This is a genomic window from Streptomyces sp. NPDC032091, from assembly GCF_055580265.1.
Genome location: NZ_JBVILR010000015.1, coordinates 55,893 through 74,119, shown reverse-complemented (window position 1 = coordinate 74,119; position 18,227 = coordinate 55,893). Strand labels below are relative to the sequence as shown.

The 18,227-nt window shown below is 74.5% G+C and carries 18 protein-coding genes and 2 pseudogenes; 5 read left to right on the top strand and 15 right to left on the bottom strand.

Translation table 11 applies throughout. The features are described from left to right. Positions 1 to 8: 8 nt before the first annotated feature. Together ACZ5NJ_RS23575 and ACZ5NJ_RS23570 are read right to left on the bottom strand one after the other, a co-directional pair. Entirely contained in the window at positions 9 to 2,561 is a 2,553-nt protein-coding gene (locus ACZ5NJ_RS23575; RefSeq protein WP_468767136.1) for a polynucleotide kinase-phosphatase, read from the bottom strand. Next, positions 2,558 to 3,244 carry a methyltransferase gene (locus ACZ5NJ_RS23570; protein WP_468767262.1) on the bottom strand — a complete coding sequence of 229 codons (687 nt, stop codon included), beginning with the start codon at positions 3,242 to 3,244 and terminating at the stop codon, positions 2,558 to 2,560. The genes ACZ5NJ_RS23575 and ACZ5NJ_RS23570 overlap by 4 nt, the downstream gene beginning before the upstream one ends. Between ACZ5NJ_RS23570 and ACZ5NJ_RS23565 the strand changes: the two are divergent. Next, positions 3,161 to 3,334: pseudogene (locus ACZ5NJ_RS23565) on the top strand (hypothetical protein); the annotation flags it as partial. The gene ACZ5NJ_RS23570 and the pseudogene ACZ5NJ_RS23565 sit on opposite strands and share 84 nt — an antisense overlap. A gap of 102 nt (positions 3,335 to 3,436) precedes the next feature. Here the strand turns inward: ACZ5NJ_RS23565 and ACZ5NJ_RS23560 are convergent. From ACZ5NJ_RS23560 to ACZ5NJ_RS23550, 3 genes and pseudogenes are all read right to left on the bottom strand, one after another. After that, a pseudogene (locus tag ACZ5NJ_RS23560) lies at positions 3,437 to 4,180 on the bottom strand (3' terminal RNA ribose 2'-O-methyltransferase Hen1); the annotation flags it as partial. Positions 4,181 to 4,223: 43 nt separating this feature from the next. Next, a complete protein-coding gene (gene mmuM / locus ACZ5NJ_RS23555; protein WP_468767134.1) occupies positions 4,224 to 5,108 on the bottom strand; it encodes a homocysteine S-methyltransferase in 885 nt (294 codons plus the stop codon). Positions 5,109 to 5,171: 63 nt separating this feature from the next. Next, a complete protein-coding gene (locus tag ACZ5NJ_RS23550) occupies positions 5,172 to 6,095 on the bottom strand; it encodes an LLM class F420-dependent oxidoreductase (protein ID WP_468767133.1) in 924 nt (307 codons plus the stop codon). Between the two features lie 281 nt (positions 6,096 to 6,376). On the opposite strand from ACZ5NJ_RS23550, the gene ACZ5NJ_RS23545 reads away from it, so the two are divergent. Then, complete coding sequence (locus ACZ5NJ_RS23545) at positions 6,377 to 6,568, top strand: hypothetical protein (RefSeq protein WP_468767261.1); 192 nt, start codon at positions 6,377 to 6,379, stop codon at positions 6,566 to 6,568. A 161-nt stretch (positions 6,569 to 6,729) separates the two neighbouring features. Here the strand turns inward: ACZ5NJ_RS23545 and ACZ5NJ_RS23540 are convergent, their stop codons facing one another. From ACZ5NJ_RS23540 to ACZ5NJ_RS23525, 4 genes are all read right to left on the bottom strand, one after another. After that, entirely contained in the window at positions 6,730 to 7,218 is a 489-nt protein-coding gene (locus ACZ5NJ_RS23540) for a DUF6099 family protein (RefSeq protein WP_468767132.1), read from the bottom strand. A 122-nt stretch (positions 7,219 to 7,340) separates the two neighbouring features. Beyond that, positions 7,341 to 7,733: a nucleotide pyrophosphohydrolase gene (locus ACZ5NJ_RS23535; protein ID WP_468767131.1), complete on the bottom strand. Its 393-nt coding sequence runs from the start codon at positions 7,731 to 7,733 to the stop codon at positions 7,341 to 7,343. Further along, positions 7,730 to 8,974 carry an AAA family ATPase gene (locus ACZ5NJ_RS23530; RefSeq protein ID WP_468767130.1) on the bottom strand — a complete coding sequence of 415 codons (1,245 nt, stop codon included), beginning with the start codon at positions 8,972 to 8,974 and terminating at the stop codon, positions 7,730 to 7,732. Before ACZ5NJ_RS23530 ends, ACZ5NJ_RS23535 begins: the two co-directional genes overlap by 4 nt. Positions 8,975 to 9,040: 66 nt before the next feature. Beyond that, on the bottom strand, positions 9,041 to 9,439 hold the full coding sequence (locus ACZ5NJ_RS23525) for a cell division protein SepF (protein WP_395508023.1): 399 nt from the start codon (positions 9,437 to 9,439) through the stop codon (positions 9,041 to 9,043). Between the two features lie 98 nt (positions 9,440 to 9,537). Here ACZ5NJ_RS23525 and ACZ5NJ_RS23520 point away from each other — a divergent pair, with 98 nt between their 5' ends. The 3 genes from ACZ5NJ_RS23520 (at position 9,538) to ACZ5NJ_RS23510 (ending at position 12,070) form a co-directional block, all read left to right on the top strand. Continuing rightward, positions 9,538 to 10,206, top strand: coding sequence for a TetR/AcrR family transcriptional regulator (locus tag ACZ5NJ_RS23520; RefSeq protein ID WP_468767129.1), 669 nt, complete (start codon positions 9,538 to 9,540; stop codon positions 10,204 to 10,206). A gap of 60 nt (positions 10,207 to 10,266) precedes the next feature. Then, a complete protein-coding gene (locus ACZ5NJ_RS23515; protein ID WP_468767128.1) occupies positions 10,267 to 11,010 on the top strand; it encodes a DUF2470 domain-containing protein in 744 nt (247 codons plus the stop codon). Positions 11,011 to 11,149: 139 nt separating this feature from the next. Continuing rightward, positions 11,150 to 12,070 carry an NADP-dependent oxidoreductase gene (locus ACZ5NJ_RS23510; RefSeq protein ID WP_468767126.1) on the top strand — a complete coding sequence of 307 codons (921 nt, stop codon included), beginning with the start codon at positions 11,150 to 11,152 and terminating at the stop codon, positions 12,068 to 12,070. Positions 12,071 to 12,155: 85 nt separating this feature from the next. Here the strand turns inward: ACZ5NJ_RS23510 and ACZ5NJ_RS23505 are convergent, their stop codons facing one another. Genes ACZ5NJ_RS23505 through ACZ5NJ_RS23480 form a run of 6 tightly spaced genes read right to left on the bottom strand, consistent with a single transcriptional unit; the run spans position 12,156 to position 17,920 of the window. After that, positions 12,156 to 13,487 (bottom strand): LLM class flavin-dependent oxidoreductase, encoded by a 1,332-nt coding sequence (locus ACZ5NJ_RS23505; protein WP_468767125.1) that lies wholly within the window; start codon positions 13,485 to 13,487, stop codon positions 12,156 to 12,158. Positions 13,488 to 13,517: 30 nt separating this feature from the next. Continuing rightward, positions 13,518 to 14,510: an ABC transporter permease gene (locus ACZ5NJ_RS23500; protein ID WP_468767124.1), complete on the bottom strand. Its 993-nt coding sequence runs from the start codon at positions 14,508 to 14,510 to the stop codon at positions 13,518 to 13,520. Next, positions 14,507 to 15,325 carry an ABC transporter ATP-binding protein gene (locus ACZ5NJ_RS23495; protein ID WP_468767122.1) on the bottom strand — a complete coding sequence of 273 codons (819 nt, stop codon included), beginning with the start codon at positions 15,323 to 15,325 and terminating at the stop codon, positions 14,507 to 14,509. Before ACZ5NJ_RS23495 ends, ACZ5NJ_RS23500 begins: the two co-directional genes overlap by 4 nt. Before the next feature lie 6 nt (positions 15,326 to 15,331). Further along, entirely contained in the window at positions 15,332 to 16,375 is a 1,044-nt protein-coding gene (locus tag ACZ5NJ_RS23490; RefSeq protein WP_468767121.1) for an ABC transporter substrate-binding protein, read from the bottom strand. A gap of 38 nt (positions 16,376 to 16,413) precedes the next feature. Continuing rightward, entirely contained in the window at positions 16,414 to 16,968 is a 555-nt protein-coding gene (gene ssuE, locus ACZ5NJ_RS23485; protein WP_468767120.1) for an NADPH-dependent FMN reductase, read from the bottom strand. A gap of 22 nt (positions 16,969 to 16,990) precedes the next feature. Then, positions 16,991 to 17,920 (bottom strand): TauD/TfdA dioxygenase family protein, encoded by a 930-nt coding sequence (locus ACZ5NJ_RS23480; RefSeq protein ID WP_468767119.1) that lies wholly within the window; start codon positions 17,918 to 17,920, stop codon positions 16,991 to 16,993. Between the last annotated feature and the right edge of the window lie 307 nt (positions 17,921 to 18,227).

Below are 18,227 nucleotides of genomic sequence, written 5' to 3'. Positions count from 1 at the left end.
CTCTCACATCACAGCCGGGGGTCGACCGGCTCCGACTCCAGGGCGAGGACGGCGAACACCGCCTCGTGGACCCGCCACAGCGGTTCCGCCGCCGCCAGCCGGTCCAGCGCCTCCAGTCCGAGCGCGTACTCGCGCAGGGCGAGCGAGCGCTTGTGGCCGAGGAACCTCTGGCGCAGCCGCTCCAGCCGGTCGGGGCGGGTGTACTCCGGACCGTAGATGATCCGCAGGTATTCGCGCCCGCGGACCTTCAACCCGGGCTGGACCAGCCGCCCCTTGCCGTCCCGGGCGTAGGCCTGCAGGGGCTTGACGACCATGCCCTCGCCGCCCGCCCCGGTCAGCTCCAGCCACCAGTCGGTGCCCGCGCGGACGGACGCCGCGTCGGCGGTGTCCACGTAGACGCGGCGGGTGCGGCGCAGCAGCGGGGCGGCGGACCGCTCGTCGGCGTCGGCGAGGCGGTCCAGCCAGGCCAGCTGCTCGTCGTGCGGTACGGCCGCGAGCGACCGTCCGGCAGCCGCGAGCAGCTGGAACGGCGCGAACCGTACGCCGTCCAGCCCGTCGGTGGTCCAGCAGTAGCGGCGGTAGGCCTCGGTGAAGGCCTCGGCGTCGGCGGCCCGGCCCCGCTGGCGCTCCAGCAGGCCGTCCGTGTCCACGCCCCGGGCCTCGGCAGCCGCCAGCGCGGCGACCGCTTCGGGCAGGACGGTCCGGGAGGCCGCGCCGACGGCCGCGTACTGGTTCTGGAGCAGTCCGGTGGACTTCAGGGACCAGGGCAGCAGCTCGCCGTCCAGCAGCAGCCAGTCCGTGCCGAGCTCCTCCCACAGGCCGGCGCCGTCCACGGCGGCGCGCATCCGGGCCAGGAACTCCTCGGTGAGCTCCGGGTCGTGGAAGAAGGGGCGTCCGGTGCGGGTGTAGAGGGAGCCGGTGGGGCCGGCCTCGACGCCGAAGCGCGTCCGGGCGGTGGCGGCGTCCCGGCACAGCAGGACGGTGGCGCGGGAGCCCATGTGCTTCTCCTCGCACACGACCCGATCGACGCCGTCGGCCCGGTACTGGGCGAAGGCCTCGGCGGGGTGCTCCAGCCAGCCCTCCTCGGCGGAGGTGGCCGTCGGGGCCATGGTCGGCGGCAGGTAGGGCACCAGCCGCGGGTCGACCGCGAAGCGGCTCATGACCTCCAGGGCGGCCGCCGCGTTCTCCTCGCGGACGCCCACGTTGCCCAGGTGGCGGGTCTCGACGACGCGCCGGCCGTGCACGTCGGCCAGGTCGAGCGGGCGGCCGTCGAGCCCGCCCGGGGCGGCGGAGACCAGCGGCTTGACCGGCTCGTACCAGACCTTCTCGGCCGGTACGTCGACCAGTTCCCGCTCCGGCCAGCGCAGAGCGGTCATCCGGCCGCCGAAGACGGCGCCGGTGTCGAGGCAGAGGGTGTTGTTGATCCAGGAGGTGTCCGGCACCGGGGTGTGTCCGTAGACCACGGCGGCCTTGCCGCGGTAGTCCTCGGCCCACGGGTAGCGCACGGGCAGGCCGAACTCGTCGGTCTCACCGGTGGTCTCGCCGTAGAGGGCGTGCGAGCGGACCCGGCCGGAGGTGCGCCCGTGGTACTTCTCGGGCAGCCCGGCGTGGCAGACCACCAGCCGGCCGCCGTCGAGGACGTAGTGGCTGACCAGGCCGGAGATGAACTCCCGCACCTCCTTCACGAACTCCTCGCTCTCCCGGGAGAGCTGCTCGACGGTTTCGGCGAGGCCGTGGGTCTGCCGGACCTTGGACCCCTTGAGGTAACGGCCGAGCTTGTTCTCGTGGTTCCCGGGCACGCACAGCGCGTTGCCGGACGAGACCATGCCCATCACCCGGCGCAGCACGCCCGGGCTGTCCGGGCCGCGGTCGACGAGGTCGCCGACGAAGACGGCGGTGCGGCCGGCGGGGTGGACCCCGTCCTCGTAGCCGAGCTTCGCGAGCAGGGTCTCCAGCTCGGACGAGCAGCCGTGGATGTCGCCGATGATGTCGAAGGGGCCGGTGAGGTGGGTGAGGTCGTTGTAGCGCTTCTCCAGCACCACTTCGGCGGCGTCGACCTCCTCCGGGGTGCGCAGGACGTGCACCTTGCGGAAGCCCTCGCGCTCCAGTCCGCGCAGCGAGCGGCGCAGTTCGGAGCGGTGGCGCTGGATCACGCGGCGCGGCAGGCCGGCTCGGTCGGGGCGGGCCGCGTTGCGCTCGGCGCAGACGGACTCGGGCATGTCGAGGACGATGGCGATGGGCAGGACGTCGTGCTCGCGGGCGAGGCGGACGAGTTCGCGGCGGGCCTCCTGCTGGACGCTGGTGGCGTCCACGACGGTGAGGCGGCCGGCGGCCAGGCGCTTTCCGGCGATGTGGTGCAGGACCTCGAAGGCGTCCTTGCTGGCGCTCTGGTCGTTCTCGTCGTCGGCGACCAGGCCCCGGCAGAAGTCCGAGGAGAGGATCTCGGTGGGCTTGAAGTGCCTTCGGGCGAAGGTGGACTTGCCCGATCCGGTGGCCCCGATGAGGACGACGAGGGACAGGTCGGTGACGGGGAGCCTGCGGTGGGCGGCGGGGGTGGTCATGCTGCCTCGCCCTCCTTCGGGGTGGCGGTGGTGCCGGGGCCGGCGGTGTGGGTGGCGGTGTCGGCGGGGCCGGCGGTGTGGGTGGCGGTGTCGGCGGTCCGGGTGAAGACGGCCATCTGGGTCGGCGGGCCGACCTCGGGGTCCTCGTCGCCCACGGGCCGGTGGGCGACGGTGTAGCCGTACCGGGCGGCGACGCCCTCGGCCCAGGCCCGGAACTCCTCGCGGGTCCACTCGAAACGGTGGTCGCGGTGGCGGGCCCGTCCGGCGGGCAGGGACTCCCAGCGGACGTTGTACTCGACGTTCGGGGTGGTCACGAGGACCGTGCGGGGGCGGGCCGAGCCGAACACGGCGTACTCCAGCGCGGGCAGCCTCGGCAGGTCCAGGTGCTCGATGACCTCGCTGAGCACGGCCGCGTCGTAGCCGGCCAGCCGCTTGTCGGTGTACGCGAGGGAGCCCTGGAGCAGCCGGACGCGGGAGCTCTGCCGCTCCCCCATCCGCTCCAGCCGCAGCCGACGGGAGGCGGTGGCGAGGGCCCGTATCGAGACGTCGACGCCGACGATCTCGGTGAACGCGGTGTCCTTCAGGAGCGCCTGGACGAGCTGCCCCTCCCCGCAGCCCAGGTCGAGGACCCGGGCCGCGCCGGCCTCGCGCAGCGCGGCGAGCAGCGCGTCGCGGCGGCGCACCGCGAGGGGCACGGACCGCTCCCGCGCGGCAGCGTCCCACTCGGCACCGGCCTGCGCGGGACCGTCCTGTCCGGCACCGTCCTGTCCGGCGCCGTCCTGTCCGGCGCCGTCCTGTCCGGCTGCCTCGTCCACGGCGTTGTCGAGCTCCTCGGCCTCGCTGCCGTCGGCCTCCGCGAGGCGGGCCAGCTCCAGGCGCTCCATGGCGCTCTGGGTGAGCCGCTTGTGGCGGGCCAGGTAGCGGGCGGTGATGAGCGCGTGCTCGGGGTGGGCCGCCAGCCAGCCGTCCCCGGCGCGCAGCAGCTTGTCCACCTCGTCCGGGGCGATCCAGTAGTGCTTGGAGTCGTCGAGCACGGGCAGCAGCACGTACAGCTGGCGCAGGGCGTCCTCCAGCCTGAGCTCGCCCTCCAGCACCAGGCGCACGTAGCGGCTGTCGCCCCAGTCGGGGAACCGTTCGTCCAAGGGGATCGGTGCGGTCTCGACGGAGTCCCAGCCCAGCGGCCCGAACAGCCGGTGCACGAGGCCGGCGCCGCCCCGGGCGGGCAGGACCGGGATCTCGATCCGCAGCGGCCGCGCCCGTCCCGGGAGTTCGGGCCGGGCGGCGCACTGGCCCTTGAGGGCGGTGCGGAAGACGCCGCTCAGGGCGACGGCCAGCAGCGAGGAGGCCGCGTACGGCCGGTCGTTGACGTACTGGGCGAGCGTGGCGTCGGGGGCTCCGCCCCGGCCCTTGCCCCGGTCGCGCCGCACGAGGGCGACGGGGTCCACCTCCAGGAGCAGCGCGGCCGTGCACCGGTGGTCCGTCGCCTCGGGGTAGAACACGTGGGCGGTGCCGTGCGAGGTGGCGAAGGCCTGCGTCCTCCCGGGATGCTTGTGCAGCAGGAATCCCAGGTCAGTGGCGGGTTTCTCGGTGGTGCCGGTCGTGCTGATCGTCAGGAACATGCGCTTCAGTATGTGGCGGGGCCTCCCCTGGGCCCACTGGTTTTCATACCGGCGGCGGGAGCGGGTGGAGGGCGGCGCGGAGTCCGGAGATCCAGGGCGGACCGACACGGCAGCACCCGCCGATCAGCCGGGCTCCGGCCGCCCGCCAGGCGGCGACGGGCCAGGGGGCCGGAGCGGCGGGCGCGTGCCAGGTGCCGGTGCCGGCCTCCCAGACGGAACCGTCGTTCGGGTACGCCAGCAGCGGCTTGGCCGTGACGGACGCGGCCGCCTCCAGCGCGGGCAGTACGTCCGCCGGGTCACAGCAGTTGACGCCGACCGCGATCACCTCCGGGGCGTCGGCGGCGAGGGCGAAGGCCTCCGCCAGGGGCTGGCCGGCCCGGGTGCGGCCGCCGGCGACGGTGTAGCTCAGCCAGGCCCGCGCCCCCGTGCCGGCCAGCACCCCCAGCAGGGCCTCGGCCTCGTCGGAGTCGGGGACGGTCTCCAGCGCGAGGACGTCCGGCGCCGCCGCGAGCAGCGCCTCGATCCGGGGGCGGTGGAAGGCGGCCAGCGCGCCCCGGCCGAGCCCGTACCGGCCCCGGTACTCGGAGCCGTCCGCGAGGACCGCCCCGTACGGGCCCACCGAGGCGGCCACCCACACCGGGTGCCCGGCGGCCCGGGCCGCGCGGTCGGCCACCCGGACGGAGCGCTCCAGCAGCGCGGGGTCGTCGGCGACCTGGTAGCTCGCGGTGATCAGCACCTCGGCGCCGGCCCGTGCGTACGCCGTGTGGGCGGCCTCCACCTGGTCCGGACGCTCGGCGAGGACCCGGCCCGTCCAGAGGCCGCCGGACAGGTCGCAGCCCTGGTCGGCGAGCCGGTTGCTCAGCCCGCCGTCCAGCAGCAGGGGCCCCCGGGCGAGGGCTTCGGCGAACGGGACGGCCGCTCGGGGCACGGTTCCTCTCCTCCGTCCGGGGTCCGGACCTCTCGGGTGGGGCTGGTCGACCGGTGGGGCGGATCAGCCGAGCTGCAGCATGACCTGGCCGGCGATCAGCTCCAGGTGGTCCAGGTCGCCGAGGTCGAGGACCTGGAGGTAGACGCGGGAGGAGCCGATGGCCGCGTAGGTGCCGAGCTTCTCGACGACCTCGGCCGGGGAGCCGGCCAGGCCGTTGGCCTTGAGCTCGTCGACCTCGCGGCCGATGGCGGCGGCCCGCCGGGCGACCTCGGCGTCGTCCTTGCCCACGCACACCACCAGGGCGTTCGAGTAGACGATCTCCTCCGCCTTGCGCCCGGTCTCGGCGGCGGCCTCCCGGACCCGGGAGAACTGCCGGCGGCTGTCGTCGACCGAGGCGAAGGGCATGTTGAACTCGTCCGCGTACCGGGCGGCGAGGCGCGGGGTGCGGCGCGCCCCGTGCCCGCCGACGAGGACGGGGACCTTGGCCTGGGCCGGCTTGGGCAGGGCCGGGGAGTTCTCCACCTGGTAGTACGTCCCCCGGTAGTCGAAGGTCGCGCCGGGCGCGGTGGCCCACAGCCCGGTGACGATGGCCAGCTGCTCCTCCAGCCGGGCCATCCGCTCCGTCGGGAAGGGGATCCCGTACGCCTTGTGCTCCTCCTCGAACCAGCCGGCGCCCAGGCCGAGTTCCACCCGGCCGCCCGACATGGCGTCGACCTGGGCCACCTGGATGGCGAGGACGCCGGGCAGCCGGAAGGTGCCGGCCGTCATCAGCGTGCCCAGCCGGATCCGCCTGGTCTCGCGGGCCAGGCCCGCGAGGGTGATCCAGGCGTCGGTGGGCCCGGGCAGCCCGTCCACGGAACCCATCCGCAGATAGTGGTCAGACCGGAAGAACGCGTCGAAGCCGAGGTCCTCGGTGGCCTTGGCGACGGTCAGGAGGGTGTCGTAGTCGGCGCCCTGCTGCGGCTCGGTGAAAATGCGAAGATCCATGACTCCATCCTGCCCCTCCCTCTCCCCTGCCGGGTGAATCTGCGTCAACCGGGAGGCGCGCCGCCCGCCACGTCAGTGACCAGCACGGACGGGGATCGTTTCTCGGACGGGGCCGGACCGCCCGGCCCGCGCGCCGGCGGCCTCCCGCCGGTTCGACCACCGCCCCCTTCCGCACCGGAAGGGCCAGGGCCGAGGAGGCCGCCATGTCCCACGAGTCCGTGCCCGAGTACCCCGGACAGACCGGACAGGCAGCACACGACCACGCACCCCAGGAGCCGGCGGTGCCCGCCCAGGGCGGCGCGCCGAAGGGCCTGCTGCAGCAGATGGAGGAGCTGATGGCGGCGCTCAACGCCGACCTGTCCCAGCTCGACGCCGACCTCCAGCACTCCGCGGACCGCACCGCCCCCGCCGCGCCGGTCACCCCGGGCAGCCGGGCGTACGAGAGCGAGTACCGCTCCGACCGTTCCTTCTGACCGCGCGGGGGTCCCGTCAGACGCGGCGGGACCCCTCCGCCGCACACCCCGCTCGGCCCGCACACCCCGCTCGGCCCCGTACACCCCGCTCGGCCCCGTACACCCCGCTCGACCCCGTACACCCCGCTCGACCCCGGGCCCCAGGGCCGGGCGGCCGGGCCTCACAGCACGCCCGAGGCGGACCCCCGTTCGCGGACCGTCATCCTGCGCAGCAGGGCCCGGACCCGGTCGCTCGACTCGTCCGCCGCGTCGATCGACTCTATGCACTGCCAGTACAGGCCCTCGTCGTCCGTCGCGCAGGCCACTCCGACGAGCGCTATCCCGACCTCGCCGAGCAGCGCCTGAAGGCCGAGCAGCGACTGGCGCACATCAGCCACCCCCGTCAGCTGCGCCGCCCGCGGCGGCGGTTCGGGCAGGTCTCCCTCGACGGCCTCCAGGGCCGCCCGGTCTATGGCCCCGCAGCCTCTGCCCCCCGCTTCCCCCAGTCCCCGTGCCTCCGCTCTGAGCTCCGGCGGCCCGGTGACCGCCAGCCAGCTCCCCACCCCCTGGGCGAGCGCCTGGGCCTGCCAGGCCTCGCCCACGATGTCCCACGCGGCCGCGCTCCGTGCCAGCGCGTGCCGGCCGGCCGCGATGAGCCGTACCGCATCCATATGCCGTCCCCCGTCCGCACGACATCCCGCCAATCTCCACTACCCAGCGTGAAGGCAACGAGCCAGTAAAGCCAGGGGTATTCGGAAATCTGTGGACACAAACATGGTTGTGGACGACGCCATCACTCCGAAGAGTGACAATCTGGTGTCGATGTCCCGCTCGCCGGGAATCGGTGCTCGTTCCTCTCGATCTTCGCGGCGAGCGCATCCAGCACATCCACCCCGACCACCTCACAGAACTGCAGGAGATACGCCAGCACGTCGGCCACCTCATCGGTCACCCGGTGTGCGGTTTCCGGCTTTTCCATGATCGCGGCCGACTGTTCCGGTGTCAGCCACTGGAAGATCTCGACCAGTTCGGAGGCTTCCACGCTCAGCGCGACGGCCAGGTTCTTGGGCGTGTGGTACGGCGCCCAGTCCCGGGCGGCCGCGAACGCGGCCAGCCGTCGCTGGAGTCGGTACAGCCGTTCCTCGCGCGGTGGTTCCGGACCGGCGTCCCCGGGTGCAGCACTCATGGGGACAGGTCTACCACTGAGACGCCGGGGACCCCACGGGCGGTTCCCGCGGTGTCCTGACCGACCGACGCCACCAGCCGGACGTGGCCGCGCTCCCCGGACAGCAGGGCCAGGCGCAGCAGTTCGGCGGCCTGCCCGCGGTCCAGCCCGCGGTCGAGGCCGTCGGCGAGCACGGTCAGCGCCTGCCGGGCGGCGAGCAGTTCGGCGGCCGGGTCCACCGCCAGCACCCCAGGCCCGGTGAGCAGGACGAGCGCCAGGGCGAGGAAGCGGAGTTCGCCGTCGCCGAGCCGGGCGAACTCCGTGGCGGGCCGTCCGGCGCCGCGCTCCAGCACGGCCGCCACCAGGGCGCCCGGGCCGTCGTCCCGCACCTCCAGCCCGGCCACCGGCCCCGCGCACCCGGTCCGCGCGGCCCGGGCCAGCAGCGCGTGCCGGGTGCCGCATTCGTGGCGGGTCCGGCGCAGCACGTCGGCCAGGTTCCCGCAGTCTCCGCGCAGCCGGCCCTCGCCGGGCGGTACGGGCGCCCGCATCCGGCCGGGCCGGGGGTCGCAGGGGAACACCGACCGCAGCGCCACCACCACCTGTTCGGCGGCGGCCAGCACCTGCCGCTGCCCGGCCGTGGCACCGGCGACGCGCAGGGGCAGCAGGGCGGTGCCGAGCCGGTCGTCGGGCAGCGGGGCGCGGGTCATGCCGGCGGCGCCGCCGGTCAGCCAGGCGGCCTGAACGGAGCGCCGGCGCGGGTCGCGCAGCGCGGTGGCGAGGAGGATCTCGCCGTTCAGGGAGAGCCGTTCACCGGCGATCCGCGGCGCGGGCTCGGCCTGGACGGCGAGGTCGAGGCGGACGGGACCGGCCGGGCCGTCGACGGTGCAGCCGATCCGGAAGCCGCGCCGCCCGCCGGCGTCGGGGACGGCCGTCTCCGGGACCCGGGCCGACGGGTCGGGGAAGACCTCGTCCAGGCCGGCCCCGGAGGCGAGCCGGGCCAGGGCCGCGTAGGCGGCCAGTGCCTGGGACTTGCCACTGCCGCTGGGCCCCGTGAAGAGGGTCACCGGCCCGAGCGGGAACACCGCCGCGCGGTGCCGTCCGAAGGCGGACAGCCGCAACTCGGTGACGGCGGGCAGCCGGTGCCCGCCCGGCCGGGGCGCGGTCCCGGGCCCCGGAGCGGGGGCGGCGGCGGGTTCGTCGGGGGTCGCGGCGGATAACGCGCCGGGGGCTGCGGGCCCCGCCGCGTGCAGTGTGGCGTCCATGGGCGGACGGTACGGCCCACGGGGCCCGGGCCGGGCCCGGCGAACCGTTCCACCGCCACGACCTTCCTACGATCGGGGGACGGCCGCGGCCGCGATCCCCTCGACCTCGGTCCCGACGGGCGCCAGCAGGAAGACGTTCCGGTCGACCCGGTGCATCCCGCTGCCGAGCCCGAACACCACACCGCTGCTGAAGTCGAGGATCCGCTTGGCCACTTCGCTGTCCGCGCCGGTGAGGTCGAGGAGTACGGGGATCTGCGCGATCAGGTACTCCGCCACCTCCCGCGCGTCGGCGAAGATCTGGACCCGGATCACCACGAAGCGCCGCTGCTGTTCCGCCGCGGACGCCCCGGGGGCCTTGGGGATCGTGCGGTGGTCCACCCGGGAGGGCCATTCGTTGCGACTGCGCAGCGGCACCACCTGCGCGAGTCCCTCCCACTGCTCGTCGGTGACGTCGTACCTGCTCACCGGGCCGCCTCGGCCGTGCGCTTCATGTGCATCCCCCCATCCTCTCGCGTTTCACCCGTTCGGCCCAACACCGACACGAAGCACGTAGGGTCGCCGCCATGACCAATGGCGACGAGGTCCGCACGTTACGCGACATCGCGGGTGCCGGTCCCGTCCGGCGCGCGGCGCCCGGGGCGGCCGGGGAGGGGGACCGGCGGCCCCGGCAGCGCGAGCGCGCGATCCGCAACCACGCCCAGATCCTCGCGGCCGCCGAGCAGTTGTTCACGGAGCGGGACCCGCGCAGCGTGACGATGGACCAGATAGCCAAGGCCGCCGGGGTGGGCCGGGCCACCCTCTACCGCCGCTTCCCCGACCCGCCGGCCGTCGCCGCGGCGCTCCTCGACGAACACGAGCGCATCCTCCAGGGCCGGCTGGCGTTCGGCCCGCCCCCGCTGGGGCCCGGCGCTCCCCCGGCGCAGCGGCTGGCGGCCTTCTACGCCGCCGTCCTGGACCACCTGGAACGGCACCTCCCGCTGACCCTGGGCATCCGGCCGGGCCCGGCCCGGTTCTCCGCGGGCGCCTACCTCCACTGGCGGGCGCACGTCCGGTCGCTGCTCGTGGAGGCCGGTGCCCCCGATCCCGACGTCAGCGTGGACGCGCTGCTGAGCCCGCTCGCCCCGGAGGTCTACCAGTTCCAGCGGCACACCCTCGGCTTCCCGCCCGCACGGATCGCCGAGACCCTCGTGCGGCTGGCCCGCGGGGTACTCCCCGACCCCCGCATAGGTTAGGTTAGGCATACCTAACCCACTATGCCCGGCGATCAGCCGCCGGCCGAGGGAGAGATCCGCATGCGCCTGCCCGGTGCCCCCGCCGCCACGCCCGCCGCCGCCCGGCCCACCGACGCCGAGCGGGCCCGCTCCGTCCTGGCCCGCGCCCACTCGATGACGGTGGTCGTCGACGGGGTGCGTCACGAGGTCCGACACCTCGGCGACGGCGATCCCCTCGGCCGGCTCCACCTGCGTCCGGCCGCGCCCGGCACCGGACACCCCGCCTCCCTCCTCCGCGACGGCCGCCCCTGCGTCCGGCTGGAGTTCACCGACGTCGCCCCGACCCCGGTGCGCGACCGGGTGCGGGCCCGCGTCACCTTCCTGGGCCACCTGTCGGCCCCGTACACCGGCGCGGACACGGCCGACGGCGGCGCCACCACCTGCGTGGAGTACGGCCAGGCGGTCCTGGAGAGCGCGGAGGGGACCTCGTACCTCGGGCCGGAGGAACTGGACGCCGCCCGGCCCGACCCGCTCGCCCGCCACGAGGCGGGCATGCTCACCCACCTCCTCGACGAGCACCCCGAACTGGTCACCCTGCTGCTGCGGCTGGTCCGCCCCCGCCCCACGGCGGCCGTCGTCCGGGCGCTGCCGCTCGCCCTCGACCGGTACGGCATCACCCTGCGCCTGGAGGAGCGCACCGGACACCGGGACGTACGGCTCCCCTTCCCCTCCCCACTGGACGACGTCGAGCAGTCCGGCGCGCAGATCCAGGCCCTGCTCAGTGCGGCCCGGCGGCGTTCGCACCCCAACACCCTGCCCGCCTGACCCCGGCGCGGGCCGCCGCGGGAGAACCGCCCGAGGAGGGCCGGAGAACCGCTTGGGCCGTGCTTGAGCGGCGCCTGGGGACCACTCGAACCCGGCAACCGGACGGAACACCTCCCCGTGCCCCCGCCGTTGCCCCGCCATGAAGGCAATCACCTACGACAGCTACGGAACTCCCGCCGCCCTGGCGCTCGTCGACGTTCCGGAACCCAAGGTCGGCCCCAGCGAGGTGCTGATCCGCGTCCGGGCCGCCGGGGTCAACCCGGTGGACTGGAAGCTCGCCGCCGGCTTCCTCGGGGGCGTCCTGGAGGTCCGGCATCCCGTGATCCCCGGCTGGGACGTGGCCGGGATCGTCGAGGCCGTCGGCCCCGACACGGACGACTACGCCGTGGGCGACGAGGTCTACGGGTACGTCCGCAAGGAATGGGTCCAGCTGGGCACGTACGCGGAACTCGTCTCGGCCCCCGTGCGCACCCTCGCCCGCAAGCCCGCGAGCCTCGGGTTCGAGGAGGCCGCGGGCCTCCCGCTGGCCGGGCTCACCGCCTACCAGGCCGTCACCCGCGCGGGGGTCACCGCCGGCCGGACCGTCGTGATCCACTCCGCCGCCGGCGGGGTCGGCTCCCTCGGCGTGCAGATCGCGGTCGCCCTCGGCGCCCGGGTCATCGGCACGGCGAGCGCCCGCAACCAGGACTACCTGCGCGCGCTCGGCGCCGAACCGGTGCTCTACGGGGACGGCGTGGCCGGGCGGATCGCCGCGCTCGCCCCCGGCGGCGCCGACATCGGGCTCGACTTCTACGGCGAGGGCGGCGTGGAGCTGCTCCAGTCCGTCGTCCGGCCGGGCGGCCCGGTGATATCCGTCGCCGACAACGACGCGGGCGAGAAGGGGGCGCGGCACATCTGGGCCCGTGCCTCGGCCGCCGACCTCACCACCCTCGCGGAGCTCGCCGACGCCGGGAAGATCACCGTGAAGGTGGGGCACGTCCTCCCCCTCGCCGAGGCCGGCCGCGCCTGGGAGCTGAGCGCGGGCGGCGACGCCCGGGGGAAGATCGTCCTCACGGTCTGAGCGGCCGCGCACGCGCCGCGGGGGCGGGTGGGGTTCCGCGTACGGAACCGCACCCGCCCCGGGCCCGGGACGGCGGCGGCGTCGGTCAGGCGCTCTGCCCGGCGTACCGGTTGGCGGGGCGCGGCAGGCCGTAGTGCTCGCGCAGGGTGGTGCCGGTGTACTCGGTGCGGAAGAGGCCCCGGCGCTGGAGGACCGGTACGACGTGGTCGACGAAGTCGGTCAGGCCGGTGGGCAGGACGGGCGCCATGATGTTGAAGCCGTCGGCGGCCCCCTGGGTGAACCACTCCTCCAGCTGGTCGGCGATCTGCTCGGGGGTGCCGGCGTGGACCCGGTGGCCACGGCCCGCGCCCAGGCGGGCGATCAGCTCGCGCAGGGTGAGCCCGTCGCGGCGGGCGAGTTCGGCGACGAGCGTGAAGCGGCTCTTGTTGCCGTTGATGTCCCGCTCCTCGGGGAGTTCGGGCAGGGGGCCGTCGAGCGGGAGGCCGGTCAGGTCGGTCCCGAGCATCCCGGAGAGCTGGGCGAGCCCGTACTCGGGGATCTGGAGCTCGGTGAGCTCCTGTTCCAGGGCCTTCGCCTCGGCCTCGGTGGAGCCGATGACGGGGGCGATGCCGGGCAGCACGAGGAGGTCCTCCTCGGCGCGGCCGTACTTGGCGAGGCGGGACTTGAGGTCCTTGTAGAAGGTCTGGCCGTCGGCGAGGGTCTGCTGGGCGGTGAAGACGGCCTCCGCGTACCGGGCCGCGAACTCCTTGCCGTCCTCGGAGGAGCCGGCCTGGACGAGCAGCGGGCGGCCCTGGGGCGAGCGGGGCACGTTGAGCGGGCCGGCGACGGAGAAGTGCTCGCCCCGGTGGGCGGCGGGGTGGAGCCGGTCGGTGTCGGCGTAGATCCCGCGTTCCTTGTCGAGGACGATCGCGTCGTCCTCCCAGCTGTCCCAGAGCCTGGTGGCGACGTCGAGGAACTCGTGGGCCCGCTCGTAGCGCACCGCGTGCTCCAGGTGCTCGTCGCGGTTGAAGTTGCGGGCCTCGTCGACGGTGCCGGAGGTGACGATGTTCCAGCCGGCCCGGCCCCCGCTGATGTGGTCGAGGGAGGCGAACTTGCGGGCCAGGTTGTAGGGCTCGTTGAAGGTGGTGGAGACGGTCGCGATGAGCCCGACGTGCGAGGTGACGGCGGCGATGGCCGAGAGCAGGGTGAGCGGCTCGAACCCGCCGAGGGCGTTGTGGCGGGCCTTGCCCCAGAGGGCGACTCCGTCGGCGAAGAAGATCGAGTCGAGGCGGCCGCGTTCGGCGGTGCGGGCCAGTTCCTGGAAGTAGGCCACGTCGGTGATCCGCTCGGGGCTGGCGGCGGGGTGGCGCCAGGCGGCGTCGTGGTGGCCGGCGTTCATCAGGAAGGCGTTGAGGTGGAGGGTGCGGGGTGCGGGCATGTCGGTTCCCTTGGGTGTGGCGGGGGCGGGTCAGGCGGGGACGCGCCAGAGGCTGAGGCGGCGTTCGACCGCGACCAGGAGCTGGTTGAAGGCCACCCCGATGGCGGAGATCGTGATGATCCCCGCGTACATCTGGGGGATGGCGAAGTTGAACTGCGAGGCGTTGATCAGGTAGCCCAGCCCCGCCTTGGCGCCGATCATCTCGGCGGCCACGAGGACCAGGATCGAGACGGCGCCCGCCAGCCGGATGCCCGTGAAGACGGCCGGGACGGAGGCCGGCAGGATCACCTTCTGGAAGAGCCTCGGGGTGGAGAGGTCCATCGAGCGGGCGAGCCGGATCAGGGTGGGGTCGGCGTTCCCGACGGCGCTGATGGTGTTCAGCAGGACCGGCCAGACGCAGGCGTAGACGACGATCGACACCTTCGAGGTCTCCCCGATGCCGAGGAGGAGGACGAAGACGGGCAGCAGCGCGAGGGCCGCCGTGTTGCGGAACAGCTCCAGCAGCGGGCCGAGGAAGGCCGCGACCGGGCGGTACCAGCCGATCAGCAGCCCGAGCGGGACGGCGATCGCCACGGCGATGGCGAAGCCGCCGAGGGAGCGGGTGAGGCTGGCCCGGGTGTGCTCACCGAGCTGCCCGTCGCCGAGCAGCCCCCACCAGGCCCGGGCCACCTCGCTGAAGGGCGGCAGGAAGGTGGCGTCGACCAGCCCGAGCCGGGGGGCCGCCTCCCACAGCGCGAGCAGGGCGATCACCGCCGCGGACCGCAGCAGCCCGGCCCGCAGCCACCGCAGCAGGGCCCTCGCCACGGCCCGGGGCCGGGCGCCGGGCGCGGCGGGCTTCACGGGCGCGGCGGGCTTCGCGGGCGCGGCGCCGGCCGGCCGCGGGCGGTCCCCGGCGGGACGCTTCGGGCGCGCGGGGTCCCGTACGGGGCCGGCCGCGGGGGCCGGCTCCGCGGCGGCCGGCTCCGCGACGGGCGGGGCCCCGGCCGGGGCGGGAAGGACGGGAACGGGGGTCTCGGTACTCATACGGTGGCCTCTTCCTTCTCCAGTTGCTGGGCGCGGACCACCTCGTCGTGCAGCAGGGTCCAGATCTCGTGGCGGTGGCGGGCGAACTCCGGGCTGGAACGCAGGTCCTCGCCCGTCGCCCCGGTGGACCGGTCGCCGAAGGACACCGGCACGACCTCCTTGACCCGGCCCGGGCGGGAGGTGATGACGGCCACCCGCTGACCCAGGTAGACGGCCTCCTCGATGCCGTGCGTGATGAACACGACCGTCTTGCCGGTGCTCTGCCAGATGCGGCGCAGCTCGTCCTGGAGGGACTCGCGGGTCTGCGCGTCGAGCGCGGCGAAGGGCTCGTCCATCAGGAGCACGTCCGGGTCGTACGCCAGGGAGCGGGCGATGGCGACCCGCTGGCGCATCCCGCCGGACAGCTCGTGGGGGTGCCGGTCCTCGAATCCGGTCAGGCCCACCAGGTCCAGGAACTCCCGGGCGCGCGCCGCTCGTTGCCTGCGGGGGACGCCGGTGGCCTCCAGGCCGAACTCGACGTTGCCGAGCGCGGTGCGCCAGGGCAGGAGGGCGTACTGCTGGAAGACGATGCCCCGGTCCAGGCCCGGCCCGGTGACGGGCCGGCCGTCCAGGAGGATCTGCCCGGAGGTGGGACGGGTCAGGCCGCCGAGGAGGTCCAGGAGGGTGGACTTCCCGCAGCCGCTGGGCCCGACGACGACCAGGAACTCCCCCGCCCCGATCTCCAGGTCGATGCCGTCGAGGGCGGTGAACTCCTCCTTGCTCCTGCCCTTCACGGGGAAGGTCTTGGTGACCGACCGGAACTCGATCTTCGCCATGCCCGGTCAGCCCTTTCCGTATCCGTTGAACTCGTTCGTGTACAGGTCGGAGGGCTTGAGCTGCCCGGCCTTGATCTCCCCGCGCTCGGCGAGCCAGTCGAGCCAGAGGGCGAACTCCTTGTCCTCGATGCGGCCGCCGGTCTCGGCGACGCCGTAGGAGCGCCAGTACTTGAGCGTGGCCGTGTCCTCGTTGCGGCCCCGCTTCTTGATGATCGACTCCATCCGGGCGACGACCTCCTCGCGCGGGGTGGTGCGGGACCACTCGATGGCCTTGGCGACGCCGGTGGTGAAGGTCCGGACGGTGTCCGGGTTCTCCTTGATGAAGCGCTGGGTCATCACGTAGGAGCCGGCGCTGAACGTGCCGAGCAGGTCGAAGTCGCTGAACAGCGGGCGTATGCCACCGGCGGCGAGGGCCTTGTCGCGCAGGACGCCGCCCAGCACGCCCACGTCGATCTGTCTCTGGCGCAGCGTCTGCTCGGTGTTGACGGGCGGCACGACCAGGGCCTCGACCTTGGCCGCGTCGGCCTTGGAGACGCCGTTGCGCCCCAGGTAGATGTCGAGGACGGCCTGGGAGTGCGCGCCCAGGGTGTTCATGCCGACCTTCTTGCCGAGCAGGTCGCGGGCGGAGCGGATCGGGCTGTCCTCCAGGACGTAGTAGCCGCTGAAGACGTCCCGGTCGACGCCGTAGTACGAGACGACCGCCTTGATCGGGGCCTTGCTCGCGGCGAGTTTGACGATCGCCCCGTTGAAGGCGCCGCCGAAGTGGATCTGGCCGGTGGCGGCGGACTGGATGTCCTGCGGGCCGCTGATGGTGTTGCCGACCCACTCCAGGGTGAGGCCGCCCAGGTAGCCGAGGTCGGCGGCCAGTTCGGGCAGGGTGACCGCGCCGACGTTGCCCTGGTACTTGAGCGTGGTGACCTGGCCGCCCGGCCGGCCGGACCCGCCGGTGGCGGTGGCGGTGCCGCAGCTCACCGCGGCCGCCGAGATGCCGAGCAGGGTGAGGAACTGGCGCCGGGTACGGGTGGTCGGGGTGACGGGTGCTGCGGACATGGCGGGTCCTTGTCGGTACGGGTTGCGGGGTTACGGGGTTACGGGGTGGCGGCGAGGGTCGGTGTCGCGGAGCGCAGGGCGTCGGCGAACTCGTCGACGGCCTGGTAGAGGTCCAGCTCCGCTTCGGGACGCAGCCGGTCGGGTCCGTCGCCGCGCTCGACGGACGAGTCCAGGACGAAGCGGCCGGAGGTGACGTGCCGGGCGCCGAGCGCGGCCAGGACGGGGCGCAGGGCGTAGTCGATGGTCAGGACGTGGGCGAGGCTGCCGCCGGTGGCCAGGGGCAGGATCGTCTTCCCGGCCAGGCCGTCCTGCGGGAGCAGGTCGAGGAAGGCCTTGAGCAGTCCGGTGTACGAGGCCTTGTAGACCGGGGTCGCGATGACCAGGCCGTCGGCTGCGGCGACGGCCTCCAGGGCGCGGCGGATCTCCGGCTCGCCGCGGCGGGCCGACAGCAGGTCGGCGGCGGGGAGCAGGCGGATGTCGAGGTGGGCGGTGTCGAACCCGGCGTGGTCGAGGCGGCGCAGCACGTGCTCGGCGACGACGACGGTGCGGGAGTGGGCGGAGGGGCTGCCGGTGAGGGCGAGCAGCTTGGGCACGGGGGCTCCTTGTGGTTCCGGGTCAGACGGTGGTGGAGGCTCCGGAGGCGATGCCGAACGCCGGGTCCGGGACGCTCTCGGGGCTGATCAGGCGGGAGGGCACGCCGTCGGGGCCGACGGGGACGTCACCGTCGACGGTGACGCGGCGCAGGGTGCGCTCGTGGTCGTCGGAGTCGTCGACGCCGTAGTGCTGGGTGGCCCGGTTGTCCCAGATCGCGACGTCACCGGCCCGCCACTGCCAGCGGACGGTGTTCTCGGGGCTTTCGATGTGGGCCTGGAAGAGGTCGACGAGGGCGCGCGAGTCCCGGCCGGTCAGTCCGGCGATGCGCTGGACGAAGTTGCCGAGGAGCAGGGTGCGTTCGCCGGTCTCGGGGTGGACGCGGACCACGGGGTGCTCGGTGAGGAAGGTGGTGGAGGTGAACACCTCGCGGTACTGGGCGAGGGCCTCGGGGAGGGCGTCGGGCTTGAGGGCGGCGTAGTCGTACTCGTTGGAGTGGATGGCGCGCAGGCCGTCGGCGAGGGCGCGGAGCGGGGCGGGCAGGTGGGAGTAGGCGGTGGCGGTGTTGGCCCACAGGGTGTTGCCGCCGTACGGGGGGATGGTGACGGCGCGGAGGACGGAGAAGGCGGGGTAGGCGGGGACGAAGGTGACGTCGGTGTGCCACTGGTTGGCGCGGGCGCCGTGGTGGGAGTCGATGCCGAGGGCGTAGCGGCCGTCCGCGGAGGGGACGGTGGGGTGCGCGACGGGCGTCCCGAGCAGCCGGGCGAAGGCCTCGTGGCCGGCCTCGTCGAGGTGCTCCTGGCCGCGGAAGAAGACGACCTTGTGGGTGAGGAGGGCGGCGCGGATCTCGCCGATGACGGCGGCGTCGAGCTCGCCGCCGAGGCGGACACCGCCGATCTCGGCGCCGATGCGGCCGCCGAGGCGGGTGACGGTGGGGGCGGTGACGGTGGTCATGGGGACTCCCTGGGGTGGGTACGACGGGGCTCCGCCGGTGCCGGCGGGGCCGGCCCGGGCCGGTGGCGGAGCGGTACGGAAGGACGCGCCGGACCGGCCGACACGGCGGGACGACCGACGGGGCGGGGTACGGCGTGGGCGGGGCGGGCCGGGGTCGGCCGACGGGTGGGTCGCGGGCCGGGTGGGCCTCTGGCCGGGGTGGCCGACGGACAAGCGCCGGGCCGGGGTGGCCGACGGGTGGGCCTCGGGGGCGGCGGCGGCCGGGCAAGCCGGTGCGGGGTGCCCGGGTGGGCCGGCGGTGGGCCGG